The organism is Acetobacterium wieringae (assembly GCF_001766835.1).
In the GTDB taxonomy this organism is placed as follows: Bacteria; Bacillota; Clostridia; order Eubacteriales; family Eubacteriaceae; genus Acetobacterium; species Acetobacterium wieringae.
This window is the reverse complement of record NZ_LKEU01000012.1, coordinates 48,501-65,369: the sequence shown is the minus strand read 5'-3', so window position 1 is coordinate 65,369 and position 16,869 is coordinate 48,501. Positions and strand designations below refer to the sequence as shown.

Sequence of the window (16,869 nt, the reverse complement as noted above, 5' to 3'; positions counted from 1 at the left end):
AATAGTGAAAGTTATTGTATTAGGAGGATTTCTGGGCTCCGGCAAAACCAGTGTATTACTGCAGCTGGCTGAGTTTTTGGTTGCCAGATCTTTAAATAATGAGAATACCACTCCGGTGGTGATTGTCGAAAATGAAATTGGCGGCTCCGGGGTAGACAACCTGCTGCTTGAAAATCAGGGGCTGACTGTTAAAAATCTTTTTGCGGGCTGTGCCTGCTGTACGTCGTCGGTCCAGTTGGAGGATACAGTTTCGTACCTGAAAAAAGAATTTGATCCCCAATGGCTGGTTATCGAAGCCACCGGACTGGCCTATCCCGATAAGATCAAACAAACGATTGAAGATGCCTTTCTCGTGGAAACTGAGATTATCACCATCATAGATGCTAAGCGATGGTTCCGTTTAATCGCTGCCATGGAACCCTTTGTTTCCGGTCAGCTGGAAAACGCCAGCAGTGTTTTGATTAATAAAGTCGATACGGTGGATGAACAAAAGGTTCAGAGCGTCATCGAAAGCATTCAAACTTATAATAAAAAGCTCCCCTGCTATCCCATCTCCGCCATCATCAAGATCCCTGATGATTTCTGGGAAAGACTACTTGATCAGCGGTTAATCGCATTATAACAGCCGATTATTTTAAAAGTAACCAACGCTATTTGTTGAATTATATGGCTCAACATTGTATTGAGTTGAAAGGAAAAAAATGAAAAACGAACATCAGCACCAACATCCCCACCTCGAACAAGACGAGATACGCTGTTCCTGTGACCAAGATCATGATCACAGCAAAAGACAATATGCTCACCCGGACGAGCCCTGCTCCTGCGGCCATGATCACCATGAACACCAAAACCATCATTCCCATCAGGAAGAGTCCTATATCTGTGGACACGATCATGACAAGCATGAAATCCATGAACATCTGCGCCCTAAAACTAACCTTGGTGATCTTTCAATTACCCACCACGAAAATGCCATAATTATTTCCGCAGAGCGTGAAATCAGCGGTGAGTATCTGCCAATAAAAGAAGCCATCGCTGTTGGTTTAAACGGCCTGGCGGACTGGGTTGAAAGCCAGAACGGACTGGTTGGCCACATCAAAACCCATCTCACCGAAAAAGGAAAAAGCGCCATTCTTTCCACCACTGGTGATGGGGTTCAAGTTAACGAAGTTTATCATCCGAAGGTAATACTGAATCTTGCCGTGATTGTCTTTGCTGTCGATGAAGCCGATCTTGCCAATCAGGTATTAACGATACTAAATAAACTGTATTAATAAAAAACCATAAACACCTGAATTATTGGTGTTTATGGTTTTTTGAAAAAGAGTATGTTTGTTGAACTCCGACAGTCGCCTCAATTCTTCCATTATAGCCTCCTTAGCGACTCGTGAAAAAAATACATACCCGTATTTTGGTTTCTCTACCACTATATGATCATTTCAATTCTGCAAGTGTATTACTTAAACGCTAATGTTCTTCTTCATCGCCTTTTCAACATACATCAGACGATCTAATTCTCCAAAAAACTCACTAAGATTCTGTTCTCTTTCAGGAAAAAACATCCCACTACCACTGCTGACACTCAATTTATAGCGTTCTTGCGTCTGCTTATTAAAGTTATCCATATTTTCCTTCAGCCGCTCCAAAAGCCCATCGAATCCTTTTGATCATCCACTTCCAGCACCACTACAAATTCATCACCTCCGATTCGGGCGATAAAATCAGTGTTTCGAAAACTCTTCCTCAAAATTTCGCTCATGTTGATCAAAGCACGATCCCCGGCATTATGACCAAAGTTGTCATTTATTTCTTTAAAACGATCCAGATCCAACATAAATCCAGCTAGTTGTTTCTTCTTCGAATGCCAGTTCATCCAATCTTCCAGATAGTAATCGAACTCCCGTCGGTTATAAAGCCCTGTTAGATGATCCGTATTCATAGTCCGGGACTGAATAAAAATATAAATGGTCAACAGCGAAATAGTCAGCGCCGGCCAGGTAATTGCCAGACCATATATCAATGCCTGAATAACCCCCGCCAGAAACGGCGGTAGCGCAAAAAAGAGCAACGGCAGAAGATCCCGCTGGCGGATGCGGTTGCGATTCCATAAGATCATCACAAATGATAAAAAAATATAAAAATAACAGCAGATTGGCACCATTACAAACAGCGGTCCCCGCTGATAGACATTATCGGCACCAAAATAAAACAGCCATCCGGTAAAAATGCTGGCGATTGATAAAATACTATTGAGATAAACAGGTAGCAGAGCCACAGCAACGAGTTTTTTTAACCGCTTTTCGCTGCGGTGGATTGTGTAATGAACATAAGCCATCCAGAATAAACTGGGAAGCGGATTTAAAAGATAATAAATCAGTGTCAATAGTATCAGTAAAAAATGAATCGGTTGCCCCGCCAGACCATATAGACTAATTCCGATGCTGTCCAGAATCAGAATTGCCATGACTACTTTTAACATGATCAAAAAAAACCGGTTGCTGGCATTTGTCAGATCAGCCCGTTTTCTAAAATTCACAAAAATAATACTCAAAATGATCAACGCATATATATTTGCCTGCAAGGTATAAACCAATAGATTCATCTGTTTACTCCTTTTCGATAATCACATTGCACTATCTCCTACAATAGCACAGGAATTCAAAAAAGTCGATGTAATGATGTTACCTATTTGGCAATAATATTGTTGCGGGAAAAATCGGGGATTCTCAAGAAAAAAGGGGCTTTTGCAAAATAGCGAATAAGCTATAGTGCAAAAGCTCCCTTGTGCGTAGCATACAGTATTAAATACCTTCCTTAATTATTTTTAAATTTGTTTTTACTCCACCGTCACACTCTTAGCCAGATTTTTCGGCTTATCGACATCGCAGCCTCGGGCAACCGCCAGATAATAAGCCAACAGCTGCAGATACACAATGGTGGGAATGGCGGTGATATCATCGTCCATCTCCGGAATCACCCAGACCTCATCCACCTCCGAAGCAATATCTTCGTGACCGGCCTGAACAATCGCCAATACGTGGGCGCCTCGGGCCTTTACTTCTTTAATATTGCTGAGCATTTTTTCGAACACATTTTCCTGGGTACAGACGGCTACCACGATGGTACCCTCCTCAATCAGGGCAATCGGTCCGTGCTTCAGTTCCCCGGCGGCATAGGCTTCAGAATGAATATAGGAGATCTCCTTAAGTTTTAGTGAACCTTCCATGCTGGTATAAAGATCCACCCCTCGCCCCATATAAAAAAGATCACTGATCTGATAATTTTTATCGGCAAATGCTTTAATCACGTCCTGGGTTTCCAATGCTTTATCGATCAGTCCCGGGGTCATCATCAGCCCATGACAAATCCGAGCAGCATCTACTTTGTTCATTTTGCCATTGAGATTTCCTAAAAATGAAGCCAGCAGCATCATACAACCAACCTGGGTGACATACGCCTTGGTCGATGCCACGGCGATTTCTGGTCCGGCATTGGTATAAATGACGTCATCGGCTTCCCGGGCAATGGAACTGCCGACCACATTGGTCACCGCCAAAACCCAGGCTCCCCGTTCTTTAGCCAGGCGGATCGCCGCCAGGGTATCGGCGGTTTCGCCGGATTGACTGATCACAATCAACAGGGTATTTTCATCGACAATCGGATTTTTATAGCGATACTCCGAAGCTGCTTCGGTTTCGACGCTGATCCGGGCGAATTTTTCAAAATAGTACTTACCCACCATCCCGGCATGATAAGCGGTGCCACAAGCAACAATCTGAATCCGATTGATCTTTTTCATCATCTCCGCATTAAGCTTGAGCCCGGCAAAGGATGCACCATTTTCACAGCAACGGCTCATTAAAGCTTCCATCATCGCCTTGGGTTGCTCCACCATTTCTTTCATCATGAAGTGATCGTAGCCGCCTTTTTCAGCATCGCCGGGATCCCAATCAACAACAAAAACTTCTTTATCAACGGTGTTACCAGTGCTGTTCATAACCTGAATATGATCTGCTGTCAGCACCGCCATTTCACCGTTATCCAGCAGATAGACTTCCCGGGTATAGTTAAGAATCGCCGGAATATCCGAAGCGATAAAGTTTTCACCATCACCCAGTCCGACAATCAAGGGACTATCTTTACGGACAGCCACAATCTTATCCGGCTCGTTGGCACACAGAACCGCCAGGGCATAAGAGCCGCTCATCCGCTGTAAGGCAATCTGAATCGTTTCGACCAGATCACCGGTATAAAGTTCATTCAGCAGATGGGCAATCACTTCGGTATCAGTATCCGAAATAAAGACATGGCCTTGCGCCTGCAGCTCATCTTTCAACGTCATATAATTTTCGATGATACCATTGTGAACCACCGAGATTTCTTTATTGACACTACAATGGGGATGGGCATTGGCATCGGAAGGAACCCCATGGGTTGCCCAACGGGTATGACCGATACCGACCTGGCCGGAAAGCGGTGTTTTATCCAGTACATCTTCCAGGTTTTTAAGCCGCCCTTTTTTCTTTTCCACCCGGATCATTTCATTTTCCAGGGTCGCAATTCCGGCCGAGTCATAGCCCCGGTACTCCAACCGGGAAAGACCATTAATTAGCACTTCTTGTGCCTGTTTATCGCCGATATAACCTACAATTCCACACATTTTTTCACCTATATTTCTTTTTTATGCCATCTCTGTCCCAAAGATCACTCTTTGGTTTTAAATGACAATTCTCCAGGGCATCCGCCGAATTTTCGATACTCCCTGACCTCGTCAACTCAATTTCTGTGTGGACCATCACTTGAGTTCTGGCGCTTCTTGGCTGTCTTTGGTTACGGTCCATTAGTTTTATACCCAAAAACATACTGAGTTATTCTACCATAAAAGTCCTTTCAACACAAAGAAATGAGGGACAAAGCCCTCATTTCTTAAATTATTTTTAATTTTCAATTTTTGACATTATCATTCGGTTTAATTATATTTTCTTACCAAATTTCAGCAGCCTAAGCGTTGTTCAATTAATACAGCCAGCTCACTGGCGATGGTGGTTAATTCATTTTGATCCTGCCCCTCAATCATCACCCGTACCAGGGGTTCGGTTCCTGATGGCCGAATCAGCACCCGTCCCTGCCCGTGAAAATGAGCTTCCACTTCCTGAATCCGTCTTTGAATCTCCGCATCATTCAGATAATCCAGTTTCTTTTTATTTTCGACTCTGGCATTAACCAGGATCTGAGGATAAACCGTCATTAAATTATTCAGGGCTTTGGCATCCCGGCCATCCTGTTTTAACAATTCCAATAAGATCATGGCCGTAAGCATCCCATCTCCAGTGGTATTATGATCCAGCAGAATCAGGTGTCCGGACTGTTCGCCGCCCAGATTATAATCGCCAGCAACCATCGCTTCAAGAACATACCGATCGCCGACATCCGTCTTGACGGTTTTACACCCAGCGGCATTTAAGGCCAGATCCAGGCCGATATTGCTCATCACAGTGACCACAACCGTGTCTTTCTTCAAAGTATTGGCGGCCTTCATCGAAGATCCGATCAGATTCATAATTTTGTCACCATCGATGATCGCACCCACATTATCAACTGCCAGACAGCGATCCGCATCGCCATCAAAAGCAATACCAATATCGGCTTTTTCATCCACTACCCGGTGCTGCAAGGGCTGTAAATGGGTCGATCCGCAACCGGCATTAATATTCTTGCCATCAGGCTGATCCCCGATCACAACCACATCGGCACCAAGGCTACGAAAAAACGCCGGAGCGATGGCATAGGCGGCCCCATTGGCACAGTCCATCACTACCTTGAGTCCAGAAAAATCACTTTTTACTGCCTGTTTAATGTGGTTTAGATAGAGGTCTTCCGGTTTTTCCAGTTGACTGATCCTGCCACCCTCTTTTAATTCAACTGCCTGTTTTTCCAGAACGATGGTTTCAATTTCGTCTTCCACTGCATCTGGCAGTTTGAATCCCAGACCATCAAAAAATTTGATCCCGTTAAATTGAAAGGGGTTGTGGGAAGCCGAAATTACTACCCCAGCATCAGCTTGGATTTCTCGGGTAATCACTGCTATAGCAGGGGTTGGTAGAACGCCAACCAATACTGCTTCACCGCCTACTGCTACAATTCCCCGGGCCAGAGCCTGTTCCAGAGCGTTTCCGGATTCCCGGGTGTCCATGCCAATGACAATTTTGGGCCGATGCGCATTTCTTCCCAGAACGCTGGCTCCGGCCTGACCCAATCCATAAGCCAGATCCAATGTCAATTCTTTTTCATATACACCACGAACGCCATCAGTACCAAATAATTTTCCCATCTATGTAAAACTCCTTAGTCTTTTTCTTTTGCTTAAAATTTGCTGGCCTCATTATAACCTAAAGCACCTTATTTTAAAACCGTTTTATGATGCCACCACCGAGAACCTGCCGACCCTTAAAAAAAACCAGAGCCTGACCGGGTGCCGGAGCCCGAACCGGAACCTGACTGTGAACGATGGCCTGAGTTCCCGAAAGTCGTTCGATCCGGCCCTCATACTCGTGGCCCCAGCGGCAGGTTTTAAAGGTGAAGCCTGTTTCCGGCAGACCCTCGGGCGATTGGATAACCAGCGCATCCACCAGAATACGGTTTTGATACAAATTCACTTCTTCATCCAACACCACTGTATTGGTGGCTGGGATCACCTCTACTACTGCCAGCCGATGACTGCTGTTAATCCCCAATCCCCGGGTTTGACCCGGAGTAAAATGATGAATGCCGGGGTGCTTCCCCAGTATTTTGCCCGTTTTATCCACAAAATTACCAGGAGCTGTCGGATTATTTCCAAACACAGCCTCCTTGAGAAACAAACCATGGCCCTTTTTAGGGATAAAACAAATTCCCTGGCTTTCTGCACCCTGGGCAAGCTCTGGCAATAAACTCAAAATTTCTTTTCGTACTTCTTCTTTGGATGTGACCGCATTCAGTGGAAATAATAAACGCCCCAGGATTTCCTGCTCCAGATGATATAAAAAATAAGACTGATCTTTATGGGGATTGGCACTGGCCCAGAGCTGATATGCCCCCTCATGCTGGCGAACTTCGGCATAATGGCCGGTGGCTATCATGGCGTCGCCATTAATGGTAGCAAAATCACGAAGCAGCTTAAACTTCATGTTCTGATTGCATAACAGACAGGGATTAGGAGTTTCTCCCCGTTGATAGCCCGCTACAAAGGGATCAATCACTTTTTTCTGGAACTCATTTTGAGCCTCCAATACATGGTGTTCAATATCCATTTTTTCCGCCACCATTCTGGCGGCATTAATGGTTGTTTCGGCATTTAAAAAATTAAAGGTTACGCCAATTACCTCGTAACCTTCACTTTGTAACCGATAAGCGGAGGCAGCACTGTCGATGCCACCGCTTAATCCAATAATGACTTTTTTTCTGTTCACACTTTTTTCCTTATGATTTTATACTAACGTTCACTGATGCGCTTTAGCCGGGTTTCTTTTTTATTGATATGAACCATTTTGCTTTTTTGTGACTTCAACTCGAGGCTGTTATCCCGGTGTTCGTCCCAAACTGGCCAGGTTTTATTGACTTCAATCAAATTGATGATTTCTTCGGTGAGCCAGGGGTTGCAAACCAGAACCGGGCCCAAGGTATTGGTAAAAATCCCTTTGCCGCTGATCACCCCTTCAAACTTCGTCTTGCCGTTATTGCCGTAGCCATACTTAAGCCGTCCAAATGGTGACTCTTCTTTAATATCCAGATCGATCATTTGGATCTGACTACCGATCATTTCCATTTCCTTGCCATTGTACTGACAGGTGTAATACAGATCATCGCCGTACACGGCGTGATTCTCACGGGCTTCAATCTCAATGATCCCCAGTCCAATAATCTCGGACTGATCATCCCGCTTTATCGTTTCCCCAAACAGTGCTACGGTGGTGCCGGTCACCAACATCGGTCGGGTTTCAATATAGGCCATCAGTTCGTTTCGATGCGGTTCCAGATAGGCTGCCACCGCCTCAAAATGCTCAATTTCACCCGGTGGACAAAACAGAAAATCAAAATCAAGCGGGTTAAAGGTCTCTGTGTCCAAGTTAATTTGGGTAACCTCAACCTGGTAGCCCCGTCTTTTTGCCTCGGCCTGAATCGCCAGCAGATTACCCCGATCGCCATGAAGGTTAAACATATTATTAAAAAGCCAGCCAACTTTTATGGTCTGTTCCATTAGTTCTGTCCTCCTTCAATGAATTTTTTCATCTTTTCAAAGGTAGAAATCCAGGTGATCAAATAAATATTATCGGTTTCGGCCTTGTCGATTTCGGCAAATATTTCACTGATGTTGTCACTGTCCATGATCGTGATCACTTCTTTTGAAACCCCATCATAAACCAGTCGATTGGCGGTATCATAAGCAACATGCTCAGAGAAACACAGGTATCGCTCCACATTGGAGTCTACCAACGGTTTAAAATCACAGTCAAAGGCGTAAAAGGTATTGATGTAATGGGGAACAAAATCATTGACTACATACAAACCCAGAGCCACCATTTTTTTACTTTTGTCTGATGCCATAATATTTAAGGCACTCTGGAGGGTATCGGGATTTTCCTGTTTAATCCGCATATATTTGATGGTTTTATTTTTATAGGTCAAGACCTCAAAGCGGCCGCCGATATTTTTAAAATTTTCAAAGGCCCCCGCTGCGGCTGCCGGTGTTATCCCACAGAGCGCATCACAAACCGCCAATGCTCCGGCATAATTATAAAACATAAAGGGCAGATCATAGGGCATATGAAAGACCACGTCCTTTAATTTAAAGGTTTTATCACTAAAGTTAAGCTCGGTAACCAGATAGTCCGGGGTGCTTTTGCTGGCAAAGCCACAAAAATCGCAGGCAAAAGCGCCAATGCTGTCCACATTATAATAGTCAAAGCGCAGATCATGATGACATTTGGGACACGCCTGGGTCGGGTAATCCCCGCCCTTTGTAAAGGATTCAGCATGATTGGCAACACTGTAATAAATTGAGCGATGGGCAATTTCCTCAAAAAATCGGGATCGCGGTTCTTCGTTATTGAGGATCAGCGTCATCCTCGGATTGACCACCTCTTTTAACTTGCGGATAATAAAATCCGGATCCCCATTTCTCTGGACCTGATCTTTTTGGAGATTGGTGATCAGCATATTTTCGGCTGGTAATTGGGCGTAAATTAACGGCAGATAGCGTTCATCGGTTTCAAAAATATAGTAGTCGGCCTTGAGTTTCCCCAATAAACTGGCTTCTTTGGCCAGACTTGTAGCAATCCCTCCCAATAAGTTGGCGCCTTCCAGATTGGAAACAATTTTTTTACCGTTCTGCTTTAATATATGCGTTACCAGATTGGTAGTCGAAGACTTTCCGTTGGTTCCGGTAATAAAAACGACCTTGGAATAATCAATATTTTTAAAATGTTTGACAAAATCCGGGTCGATTGCCAACGCCTTCTCCCCGGGAAGGTTGGTTCCCCGCCCCTTGCTGACAAGTTTGATGGCAATCCCCATTAATTTTGCCAACCATAATGCAAAATAAAATTTCATCATTAATAACCTTTCTTTTTAGTAATTGCCTGTTAAAGCTCTTTATTTTTCAATTTTTCATGAATCACAGAAATCATGCTTCGGCGCTCATTATGTTCGTCCTGATCTGATGATGCATCGTTATCCTGATTTTTTCCTTCCATACCCTGATTCCAACTCATCTGGGCGGCTCCGGCAACCACCGCACCGACAAAGCAGGCGGTGCTGAACATACTGGCCAAACCAATTACCATGGCCACCAGTTCGCCGTAAATAATGCCATTAAAACGAACCGGATGAATATCCCCATAGCCGATGGTGGCAAAGGAAATCACCATATAATAGAGCATGTCAAAGGCATCCAGGGCTCGGTCTGAATTCGCTGCGTAAAAACCAGAATTGATTTTAAAACAGTTATAGACCATCAGATAAAGGATACTCATTTCACTGACAACCAGTACCAGCATCCCTTTTAGAATACTGGCGGTTTCGTGATATTTCCGCCTTTTGGAAACTGAACTGCGGATCAGGGTAGGGTTGGCGATTGCCCGGATCATCACCGAGAAACAGAGCATCAGGGCAAAAGAAAGACCCAACAAACCCAGCGGCAGGCTCGGCGGAGTGATAAAGTTAGCAAACAGCACAAAATAATGACCCAGTACGAGATAAAAGATCAGATCCATAAAGCGGGAGACAATAATATCCTGAAACTGATCGATTTTCATAAAAAGGTGTTGCACTAAAAATACGATGATAATAAAAACGGCAAAGCTTCCTAAAATTCCAATCAGTTCGCTGAACAGTATTCGGTGATGCAGCGACACCACCAATAACGAGATCACCAACAAAACACCAGTGACCATTAGAATTCCCTGATATTCATAATTGACAATCAATTTTACCAGAAAACGGCGAACTGGTTTAATCTTTTTTGTTTTGTTCTGCTTCACTTCAGAAATAATGCGTTCTTTGTTGTAGAACAGAAACAATTCAAATAAAAAAAGCAGAAGAATGAACAAATCATAGATAATAATAATGGCGTTACCATTGGCAAGGGTTTCGTAAACTGGGATTTCATTGACAAAGGGATTCATCTGAAAACTCCTTTACTTTTTTGATTCATGGTTCTTTATCAACTCTAATTTCTTCGCTTTTGACATTTTCTTGATGGCTGCTTCACGACTGAGGGCTTCCGAACGGGTGGTCAGCGTTTCCCAATAAACCAACGTGACTGGCAACCGTCCCCGGGTATATTTTGCACCGGTTCCCGCATTATGGGCCTTGATTCGCGCTTCGATGTGAGTGGTCCACCCAGTATAAAGGGTATCATCATTACATTTTACGATATAAACGTGAGCCTTGTCTATCATTTGTTTTTCTTTCTTCCCGTTTCATTGGGAAATCTGTTTATGCGTCAATCAACTACTCATATCATTTGGTTGGATCAATTCTCAGGCTTTCCAAATCAACAAGAAAAAAAGATCCCTATAAGGGATCTTCATTGTTTTTTTTAGAAATTCCTAGAAGTTGCTGTTTCTTGGTCTTCTAGTTTGTTTTCTTTTTGTTCGACATTCACGACATCTTTTTGGTTCATTGTCAAAACCTTTTTCCTGGTAGAATTCTTGTTCACCTACAGTAAATACAAATTCTTCGCCACAATCTTGACAAACTAAAGTTCTGTCTTCCATGAGTACCTCCACTTAATTTTAATGTACAGGATCTGATTATTCTTTGTTAAATGGAGCATGGACAATTTTGTCTGAATGTTGTTACCATTTATGAACTTGTAATCATTAACTATACTATCGTTATTATACAATGTTCGTTTACATTTGTCACCTGTTTTTTTATTTTTTTATTGAGTTAAATTCTTTTTTCGGATATATTTAACTCATACAATTTCAATTATAAGGAGATAAACCATGAGAGATCATCGACTGATAAAATATGCCCAAACCCTGGTCAATTACTCCCTTTATGTTAAGCCTAATGAGTGGGTTGTGATCCGCGGATCTGACCTGGCCATGCCTCTGATTAGAGAGTGCTACCGGGAGGTCTTGAAAGCCGGAGCCCACCCCACGGTTCTGCTCAACCCAGAAGGTCTTTCGGAAATTCTTCTAAAAGAGGGCAGCGACGAACAACTAAAGTTTAATGCGCCGATGATGATGGCGGTTTATGCCAAAGCCGATAAGATTCTAAACATTCTGGGGGATCATAACCTCAAGTCGTTATCAAATATTCCCAGTGAACGAATCGCACTGCAGCGCCGTTTCGGTGCACCGATTACCAAAATTTACAATGACCGGGTAGCCCGGGGTGAAATGGATTGGACGCTGTGCCTCTACCCCACCGAAAGCGGTGCCCAGGAAGCAAACATGTCGCTGTCTGACTATGAAGAATTCGTTTTTTCTGCCTGTCTCCTAAATGGTGAGAATCCTATTGCCGCCTGGCAAAAAATCCATGACGAGCAGGAAGCCATGGTCACCTATTTAAACACGAAAACCAGCTTCCATGTGATGGCCAACGGTACCGACCTGACGCTTCGTACCGAAAACCGGATCTGGATCAATTCCGATGGTCACCACAATTTTCCCAGCGGCGAAGTCTTTACTGCACCGGTAAAGGAAAGCGTCAACGGAACCATTCGTTTCACCTTTCCCGGTATTTACAGTGGTCAGGAAATTGAAGATATCCAACTGACCTTCGCGGACGGCCGGGTTGTTACGGCCAGCGCCAAACGGGGCGAAGCCTTGCTTCACGCCCTGCTTGACACCGATGCTGGCTCCCGCTATGTTGGCGAGTTTGCCATTGGCACGAATTACGGAATCACCAAATTTACCAAAAACATGCTGTTTGACGAAAAAATCGGCGGCACCATTCATCTGGCCCTGGGCAAATCCTACCCGGAATGCGGCCCGATTAACGATTCGATGCTTCACTGGGACATGCTCTGTGACATGAAAGACGGCGGGGCAATCTATGCCGACGGGGAGCTTTTTTATCAGAACGGTGTCTTTCTAAAAAAATAGCCCGCTTTTTACTTTACCACCAGTCAATTTATTGTAATAAAGCTGGCTTTATGGTATTATTGGCAAATATAATCTCAGGAGGAAATTAATGGAGCCCATAGAAAAAAAGACGAATTTTATCACCAATGCCATCGATCAGGATATTGCCGACAAGGTTTATAAAAACGATCGCGTTCACACCCGCTTTCCCCCCGAACCAAACGGCTATTTACATATAGGTCATGCCAAAGCCTCACTACTTAATTACCGGATTGCCAAGCAGTATCATGGAAAATTCAATCTCCGCTTTGATGATACCAACCCCATCAAAGAGGAGCTCGAATTTGTCGATTCCATCAAGGAAGATCTCAGCTGGCTGGGGATCGATTGGGATGACCGGCTTTTTTTTGCCTCCAGCTATTTTGATAAAATGGCTGACTACGCCGTCGAACTGATCGGTAAGGGCCTGGCTTTTGTCGACCAGCTCTCGGCCGAGGAAATGCGGGCGTATCGGGGCACCCTGACTGAGCCCGGTAAGGAAAGCCCGTACCGCAACCGCCCGATCGAAGAAAACCTGCAGCTGTTTGCCCAAATGAAGGCTGGCGAGCTACCGGAAGGTTCCCATATTCTGCGGGCCAAAATCGATATGGCCAGCCCCAACATGAATATGCGCGATCCGGCCATCTATCGGATTCTGCATACCAGCCACCACTCCACCAGCGAAGACTGGTATATTTATCCGATGTACGATTACGCCCATCCGATTGAGGATGCCTTAGAAGGGATTACCCACTCTCTCTGTACCCTGGAATTTGAAGATCACCGCCCCTTCTACGACTGGGTGCTGGCCAACATCGACGACTTCAAGAAAGAACCGCCCCGGCAAATCGAATTCGCAAAGCTCAATCTGACCAAAACCATTGTCGGCAAGCGCTTTTTAAAACAACTGGTGGAAGAAAAAATTGTCGATGGCTGGGATGATCCCCGTCTGGCCACCATCTCCGGCTTACGCCGCCGGGGCTTTACCCCTGAATCGATTCAGGCTTTTTGCGAAGCGATCGGTGTCGCTAAAACCAATAGCACTGTCGACATCGCCATGCTGGAACATTTTATCCGGGACGATTTAAAACTTAAAGCACCCCGTTTAATGGCCGTAATCGATCCCCTGAAGGTAACCATCACCAACTACCCGGAAAATCAAACTGAGTGGGTTGAGTTACCACTTAACCAGGAAAATGACGAAATGGGTTCCTATACCACCCCATTTAGCCGGGAAATCCTGATTGATCGCAGTGATTTTATGGAAATACCACCCAAAAAGTACTTCCGCCTCTTCCCCGGCAATGAGGTTCGCCTACGGGGTGCCTACTTTATCACCTGTCAGGAAGTAATAAAAGACGCCGACGGCCATGTCATTGAACTGAAATGCACCTACGACCCTGCCACCAAATCCGGTGCTGGCTGTGAGCGGAAGGTCAAAGGCACCATCCATTGGGTAGACGCCAGTCATGCCAGCGAAGTCGAACTTCACCTCTATGACTATCTGGTGGAGGATGATTCCGGCCTGACGAAAGATAATTTTCTGGAGCGAATCAATCCGAAATCTCTGGAAATTGTCAAAGCCTATATTGAACCGGAATTATTAAAGGCGCAACCCTATCAAAAATTTCAGTTCATCCGCAACGGATTTTTCTCCGTCGATCCCAAATATTCAACCCCGGAGGCTCCGGTATTTAACCAGATTGTCTCTTTAAAAAGTTCCTGGAAACCGACAAACTAAACGATATAAAATACTGGCAGCAAGCTGATTAGATGAGGGGAGAAGTTATGAAAATATGGTCTGATAAAGAAAAGATGTCCCGGGACGAGCTCCGGAAACTGCAGTTTAAGCGTTTAAAGAAAACGCTGAACCACGTTTATGAAAACGTGCCTTATTATCATGAAAAATTCAAAGCCGCCGGGGTTAAACCGGTGGATATCCGCACCCTGGAAGATATGCGGCTATTGCCGCTGACCACCAAGGAAGATCTCCGCAAAAATTATCCCTTTGGGCTCTTTGCCATGCCCAAAAATAAAATTGTCCGCTATCACGCCTCTTCCGGCACCACCGGCAAGCCAACCGTGGTCGGTTACACCAAACACGACATGAAGGTGTGGCGGGAAGTGATCGCCCGGATCGCCACCATGGGCGGCGTCACCGCTGACGATACCGCCCAGATCACCTTTGGCTTTGGCCTCTTTACCGGGGCCTTTGGTCTTCAGCAGGGGTTAGAAAAGATCGGCGCCGGGGTCATTCCGATGTCGGCCGGCAATACCCAGAAACAGATTATGATCATGCAGGATTTCCAATCCACCGTCCTGATCGGTACCCCATCCTATGCCCTGCATCTGGCCGAAGCCGCTCAGGAAATGGGGATTGATCCCAAAGAAGAGCTGTTTCTTAAATACGGCCTCTTTGGCGGCGAAGGTTCCACCGAAGAAATGCGGGCCAAACTCAATGAAGCCTGGGGCATCACCGCCACTGAAAACTACGGCATGAGCGAATTGATCGGCCCCGGCGTTTCCGGCGAGTGTCTGGCTTTTAAAGGGATGCACATCAATGAGGATCACTTTATTGCTGAAATCATCGACCCGGAAACCCTGGAGGTGCTGCCGGAAGGCGCAGTCGGCGAACTGGTCATCACCCCGATTACCAAAGAAGGGCTACCACTGATCCGTTACCGCACAAAGGACATCACAAGGCTCGATACCACGCCTTGTGATTGCGGTCGAACCTCAGCCCGGATGGCCAAGATCACCGGACGGACCGACGATATGTTAATCATCGGCGGCGTCAATGTCTTCCCCTCACAAATTGAAGGCGTTCTTTTGGGTATTAAAGGGATCGGTTCGAACTACCAAATTCGGGTCCTTAAAAAAGGCTATCTCGATCGGATCGAGATCGACGTCGAAGTGGTCAATCAGGATCTGCTGGTCTCAGTGACCCTGCTCGATCAGCTGTATAAAGAAATCCAGACCAAGCTGCACACGATCCTCGGGATTCACGCTGGTATCCACCTGGTTGAGCCCAAAAGTCTGGTGCGCTCCGAAGGCAAAGCCAAACGGGTCATCGATCTGCGATCTGAAGATTTATAGGAGGCAAACCATGCTAATTAGTCAATTGTCAGTCTTTATTGAAAATAAAAAAGGCCATCTAGCCAAGATCACCGGGGTCCTTAAAGATGCCCAGGTCGACATTCGGGCCATTTCCGTTTTTGACAGCGCCGAATTCGGTATTTTGCGGATCGTCGTCGATAAGCCCGAAGCAGGGGCCGAGGCGCTTAAAAAAGCTGGTCACGTTGTCAAGCAAAGCTATGTGCTGGCGGTTGATCCCTCCGACAAGGTCGGCAGCCTCCACGATGTCTTTGCCCTGCTTTCTGAAAATGACGTTAACATCGAATATGTCTACTCCTTCGTCATGCCCAATAACCAGGGTTCACCCCTGATTATTCTTAAAGCCGACGATCAGGAAAAAGCCATCGCCCTGTTGAGTGCTTCGGACTTTAACCTGATTCCCAAAGAAGCCGTTTATAACGTCCAGAAAGGCTGATCGCCCAACCCTGCACCGACATTCGATCGGTACGGGAGTTCAGCACCCAAAGCAAAAGCCGGAGCAATGCTCCGGCTTTGTTTTTTATCGTCTGTTTTTAACCTTTTTAAGCCGGAAAAACTCTTCCCGCTCTTTCTCTTCAATGGTATCCTGAATGTACTTAATTTCGGCCTTTAATCGGGGTATCTGGATCTTGTCCAGAGCGTTGGCACTTTTCTGGGTTTTTTTTATTTCCAGCGACAGTTTATAGGCCGTTGTTTCCACCTGCGCCAGCTGATAAGATAAATATTTGACATCGTTGAATTTCTTGATGGCAATATCCAGGGCCGGGTTATTTTCATTAAAACCAAAGGCCAGGTTTCGTTCCCGCCGTTCCGTATAAATGACTTCGGGAATGTCAACCCCCATGACCCCCTTGGCCCGAATTTCAAAACCAATCTCCGGGGGCACCGAAAGGGCAAACTCTTCCAGGTGATTGAGTCCCATGCTGATACAGACCTGCTGCAGGGCTTCATAGGCGTCCCGAAACATCTGCCCAATTTCTCTCTCAATCAGCTCGGCTTCCTTGACCAGCTGCATGATTTCCTGAATTAAAATGGTTCTTTTTTTATCGAGTAGCTCATACCCTTTAATTGAAAATTTCAGCCGTCCCTTGGCTTTAATCAGATTCGCCTTGGTCGGCGTTATTTTAATGGCCATGGCACC

The 16,869-nt window shown here is 45.3% G+C and carries 17 protein-coding genes; 6 read left to right on the top strand and 11 right to left on the bottom strand.

The features are described 5' to 3' along the window. Positions 1 to 4: 4 nt before the first annotated feature. Both ACWI_RS02035 and ACWI_RS02030 read left to right on the top strand, forming a co-directional pair. Positions 5 to 622 carry a GTP-binding protein gene (locus ACWI_RS02035; protein ID WP_070369770.1) on the top strand — a complete coding sequence of 206 codons (618 nt, stop codon included), beginning with the start codon at positions 5 to 7 and terminating at the stop codon, positions 620 to 622. A 79-nt stretch (positions 623 to 701) separates the two neighbouring features. Continuing rightward, the gene (locus ACWI_RS02030; protein WP_070369769.1) at positions 702 to 1,274 is read left to right on the top strand and encodes a hypothetical protein; all 573 of its coding nucleotides are present in this window, start codon (positions 702 to 704) and stop codon (positions 1,272 to 1,274) included. 186 nt (positions 1,275 to 1,460) lie between these two features. On the opposite strand, the gene ACWI_RS18925 is transcribed toward ACWI_RS02030, so the two are convergent. The 10 genes from ACWI_RS18925 to ACWI_RS01980 all read right to left on the bottom strand — a co-directional run bounded on the left by ACWI_RS18925 (position 1,461) and on the right by ACWI_RS01980 (position 11,255). Beyond that, positions 1,461 to 1,625 carry a hypothetical protein gene (locus ACWI_RS18925; protein WP_175440880.1) on the bottom strand — a complete coding sequence of 55 codons (165 nt, stop codon included), beginning with the start codon at positions 1,623 to 1,625 and terminating at the stop codon, positions 1,461 to 1,463. An 8-nt stretch (positions 1,626 to 1,633) separates the two neighbouring features. Beyond that, on the bottom strand, positions 1,634 to 2,602 hold the full coding sequence (locus tag ACWI_RS02025) for a GGDEF domain-containing protein (RefSeq protein WP_070369768.1): 969 nt from the start codon (positions 2,600 to 2,602) through the stop codon (positions 1,634 to 1,636). Positions 2,603 to 2,836: 234 nt separating this feature from the next. Continuing rightward, positions 2,837 to 4,660, bottom strand: a complete 1,824-nt coding sequence (gene glmS, locus ACWI_RS02020; RefSeq protein ID WP_070369767.1) for a glutamine--fructose-6-phosphate transaminase (isomerizing) — start codon at positions 4,658 to 4,660, stop codon at positions 2,837 to 2,839. A gap of 333 nt (positions 4,661 to 4,993) precedes the next feature. Next, complete coding sequence (glmM, locus tag ACWI_RS02010) at positions 4,994 to 6,331, bottom strand: phosphoglucosamine mutase (RefSeq protein ID WP_070369765.1); 1,338 nt, start codon at positions 6,329 to 6,331, stop codon at positions 4,994 to 4,996. Between the two features lie 73 nt (positions 6,332 to 6,404). Further along, positions 6,405 to 7,448, bottom strand: a complete 1,044-nt coding sequence (gene mnmA, locus ACWI_RS02005; protein ID WP_070369764.1) for a tRNA 2-thiouridine(34) synthase MnmA — start codon at positions 7,446 to 7,448, stop codon at positions 6,405 to 6,407. A gap of 23 nt (positions 7,449 to 7,471) precedes the next feature. Next, positions 7,472 to 8,236 carry a cobalamin biosynthesis protein CobQ gene (locus tag ACWI_RS02000; RefSeq protein ID WP_070369763.1) on the bottom strand — a complete coding sequence of 255 codons (765 nt, stop codon included), beginning with the start codon at positions 8,234 to 8,236 and terminating at the stop codon, positions 7,472 to 7,474. Next, entirely contained in the window at positions 8,236 to 9,591 is a 1,356-nt protein-coding gene (locus ACWI_RS01995) for a Mur ligase family protein (protein ID WP_228882717.1), read from the bottom strand. Before ACWI_RS01995 ends, ACWI_RS02000 begins: the two co-directional genes overlap by 1 nt. 29 nt (positions 9,592 to 9,620) lie before the next feature. Next, the gene (locus ACWI_RS01990) at positions 9,621 to 10,661 is read right to left on the bottom strand and encodes a potassium channel family protein (RefSeq protein WP_070369762.1); all 1,041 of its coding nucleotides are present in this window, start codon (positions 10,659 to 10,661) and stop codon (positions 9,621 to 9,623) included. Between the two features lie 12 nt (positions 10,662 to 10,673). After that, positions 10,674 to 10,937 (bottom strand): GIY-YIG nuclease family protein, encoded by a 264-nt coding sequence (locus ACWI_RS01985; RefSeq protein WP_070369761.1) that lies wholly within the window; start codon positions 10,935 to 10,937, stop codon positions 10,674 to 10,676. A 150-nt stretch (positions 10,938 to 11,087) separates the two neighbouring features. Then, positions 11,088 to 11,255, bottom strand: coding sequence for a zinc-ribbon domain-containing protein (locus ACWI_RS01980; protein ID WP_070369760.1), 168 nt, complete (start codon positions 11,253 to 11,255; stop codon positions 11,088 to 11,090). 234 nt (positions 11,256 to 11,489) lie between these two features. Here ACWI_RS01980 and ACWI_RS01975 point away from each other — a divergent pair, with 234 nt between their 5' ends. From ACWI_RS01975 to ACWI_RS01960, 4 genes are all read left to right on the top strand, one after another. Continuing rightward, entirely contained in the window at positions 11,490 to 12,596 is a 1,107-nt protein-coding gene (locus ACWI_RS01975) for an aminopeptidase (RefSeq protein WP_070369759.1), read from the top strand. Positions 12,597 to 12,684: 88 nt separating this feature from the next. After that, the gene (locus ACWI_RS01970; RefSeq protein ID WP_175440879.1) at positions 12,685 to 14,355 is read left to right on the top strand and encodes a glutamine--tRNA ligase/YqeY domain fusion protein; all 1,671 of its coding nucleotides are present in this window, start codon (positions 12,685 to 12,687) and stop codon (positions 14,353 to 14,355) included. A gap of 47 nt (positions 14,356 to 14,402) precedes the next feature. Continuing rightward, positions 14,403 to 15,710: a phenylacetate--CoA ligase family protein gene (locus ACWI_RS01965; protein ID WP_070369758.1), complete on the top strand. Its 1,308-nt coding sequence runs from the start codon at positions 14,403 to 14,405 to the stop codon at positions 15,708 to 15,710. Between the two features lie 10 nt (positions 15,711 to 15,720). Continuing rightward, a complete protein-coding gene (locus ACWI_RS01960; RefSeq protein WP_070369757.1) occupies positions 15,721 to 16,164 on the top strand; it encodes an ACT domain-containing protein in 444 nt (147 codons plus the stop codon). A gap of 84 nt (positions 16,165 to 16,248) precedes the next feature. Here the strand turns inward: ACWI_RS01960 and ACWI_RS01955 are convergent, their stop codons facing one another. Next, positions 16,249 to 16,863 carry a V-type ATP synthase subunit D gene (locus ACWI_RS01955; RefSeq protein WP_070369756.1) on the bottom strand — a complete coding sequence of 205 codons (615 nt, stop codon included), beginning with the start codon at positions 16,861 to 16,863 and terminating at the stop codon, positions 16,249 to 16,251. Positions 16,864 to 16,869 lie beyond the last annotated feature (6 nt).

Coding starts and splice junctions, on each gene's coding strand:
- ACWI_RS01965 (WP_070369758.1), top strand. CDS start 14,403: ATGAAAATATGGTCTGATAAAGAAAAGATGTCCCGGGACGAGCTCCGG.
- ACWI_RS01980 (WP_070369760.1), bottom strand. CDS start 11,255: ATGGAAGACAGAACTTTAGTTTGTCAAGATTGTGGCGAAGAATTTGTA.
- ACWI_RS18925 (WP_175440880.1), bottom strand. CDS start 1,625: ATGGATAACTTTAATAAGCAGACGCAAGAACGCTATAAATTGAGTGTC.
- glmS (WP_070369767.1), bottom strand. CDS start 4,660: ATGTGTGGAATTGTAGGTTATATCGGCGATAAACAGGCACAAGAAGTG.
- ACWI_RS01960 (WP_070369757.1), top strand. CDS start 15,721: ATGCTAATTAGTCAATTGTCAGTCTTTATTGAAAATAAAAAAGGCCAT.
- ACWI_RS01970 (WP_175440879.1), top strand. CDS start 12,685: ATGGAGCCCATAGAAAAAAAGACGAATTTTATCACCAATGCCATCGAT.
- ACWI_RS01975 (WP_070369759.1), top strand. CDS start 11,490: ATGAGAGATCATCGACTGATAAAATATGCCCAAACCCTGGTCAATTAC.
- ACWI_RS01990 (WP_070369762.1), bottom strand. CDS start 10,661: ATGAATCCCTTTGTCAATGAAATCCCAGTTTACGAAACCCTTGCCAAT.
- ACWI_RS01995 (WP_228882717.1), bottom strand. CDS start 9,591: ATGATGAAATTTTATTTTGCATTATGGTTGGCAAAATTAATGGGGATT.
- glmM (WP_070369765.1), bottom strand. CDS start 6,331: ATGGGAAAATTATTTGGTACTGATGGCGTTCGTGGTGTATATGAAAAA.
- ACWI_RS01955 (WP_070369756.1), bottom strand. CDS start 16,863: ATGGCCATTAAAATAACGCCGACCAAGGCGAATCTGATTAAAGCCAAG.
- ACWI_RS01985 (WP_070369761.1), bottom strand. CDS start 10,937: ATGATAGACAAGGCTCACGTTTATATCGTAAAATGTAATGATGATACC.
- ACWI_RS02025 (WP_070369768.1), bottom strand. CDS start 2,602: ATGAATCTATTGGTTTATACCTTGCAGGCAAATATATATGCGTTGATC.
- ACWI_RS02030 (WP_070369769.1), top strand. CDS start 702: ATGAAAAACGAACATCAGCACCAACATCCCCACCTCGAACAAGACGAG.
- ACWI_RS02000 (WP_070369763.1), bottom strand. CDS start 8,236: ATGGAACAGACCATAAAAGTTGGCTGGCTTTTTAATAATATGTTTAAC.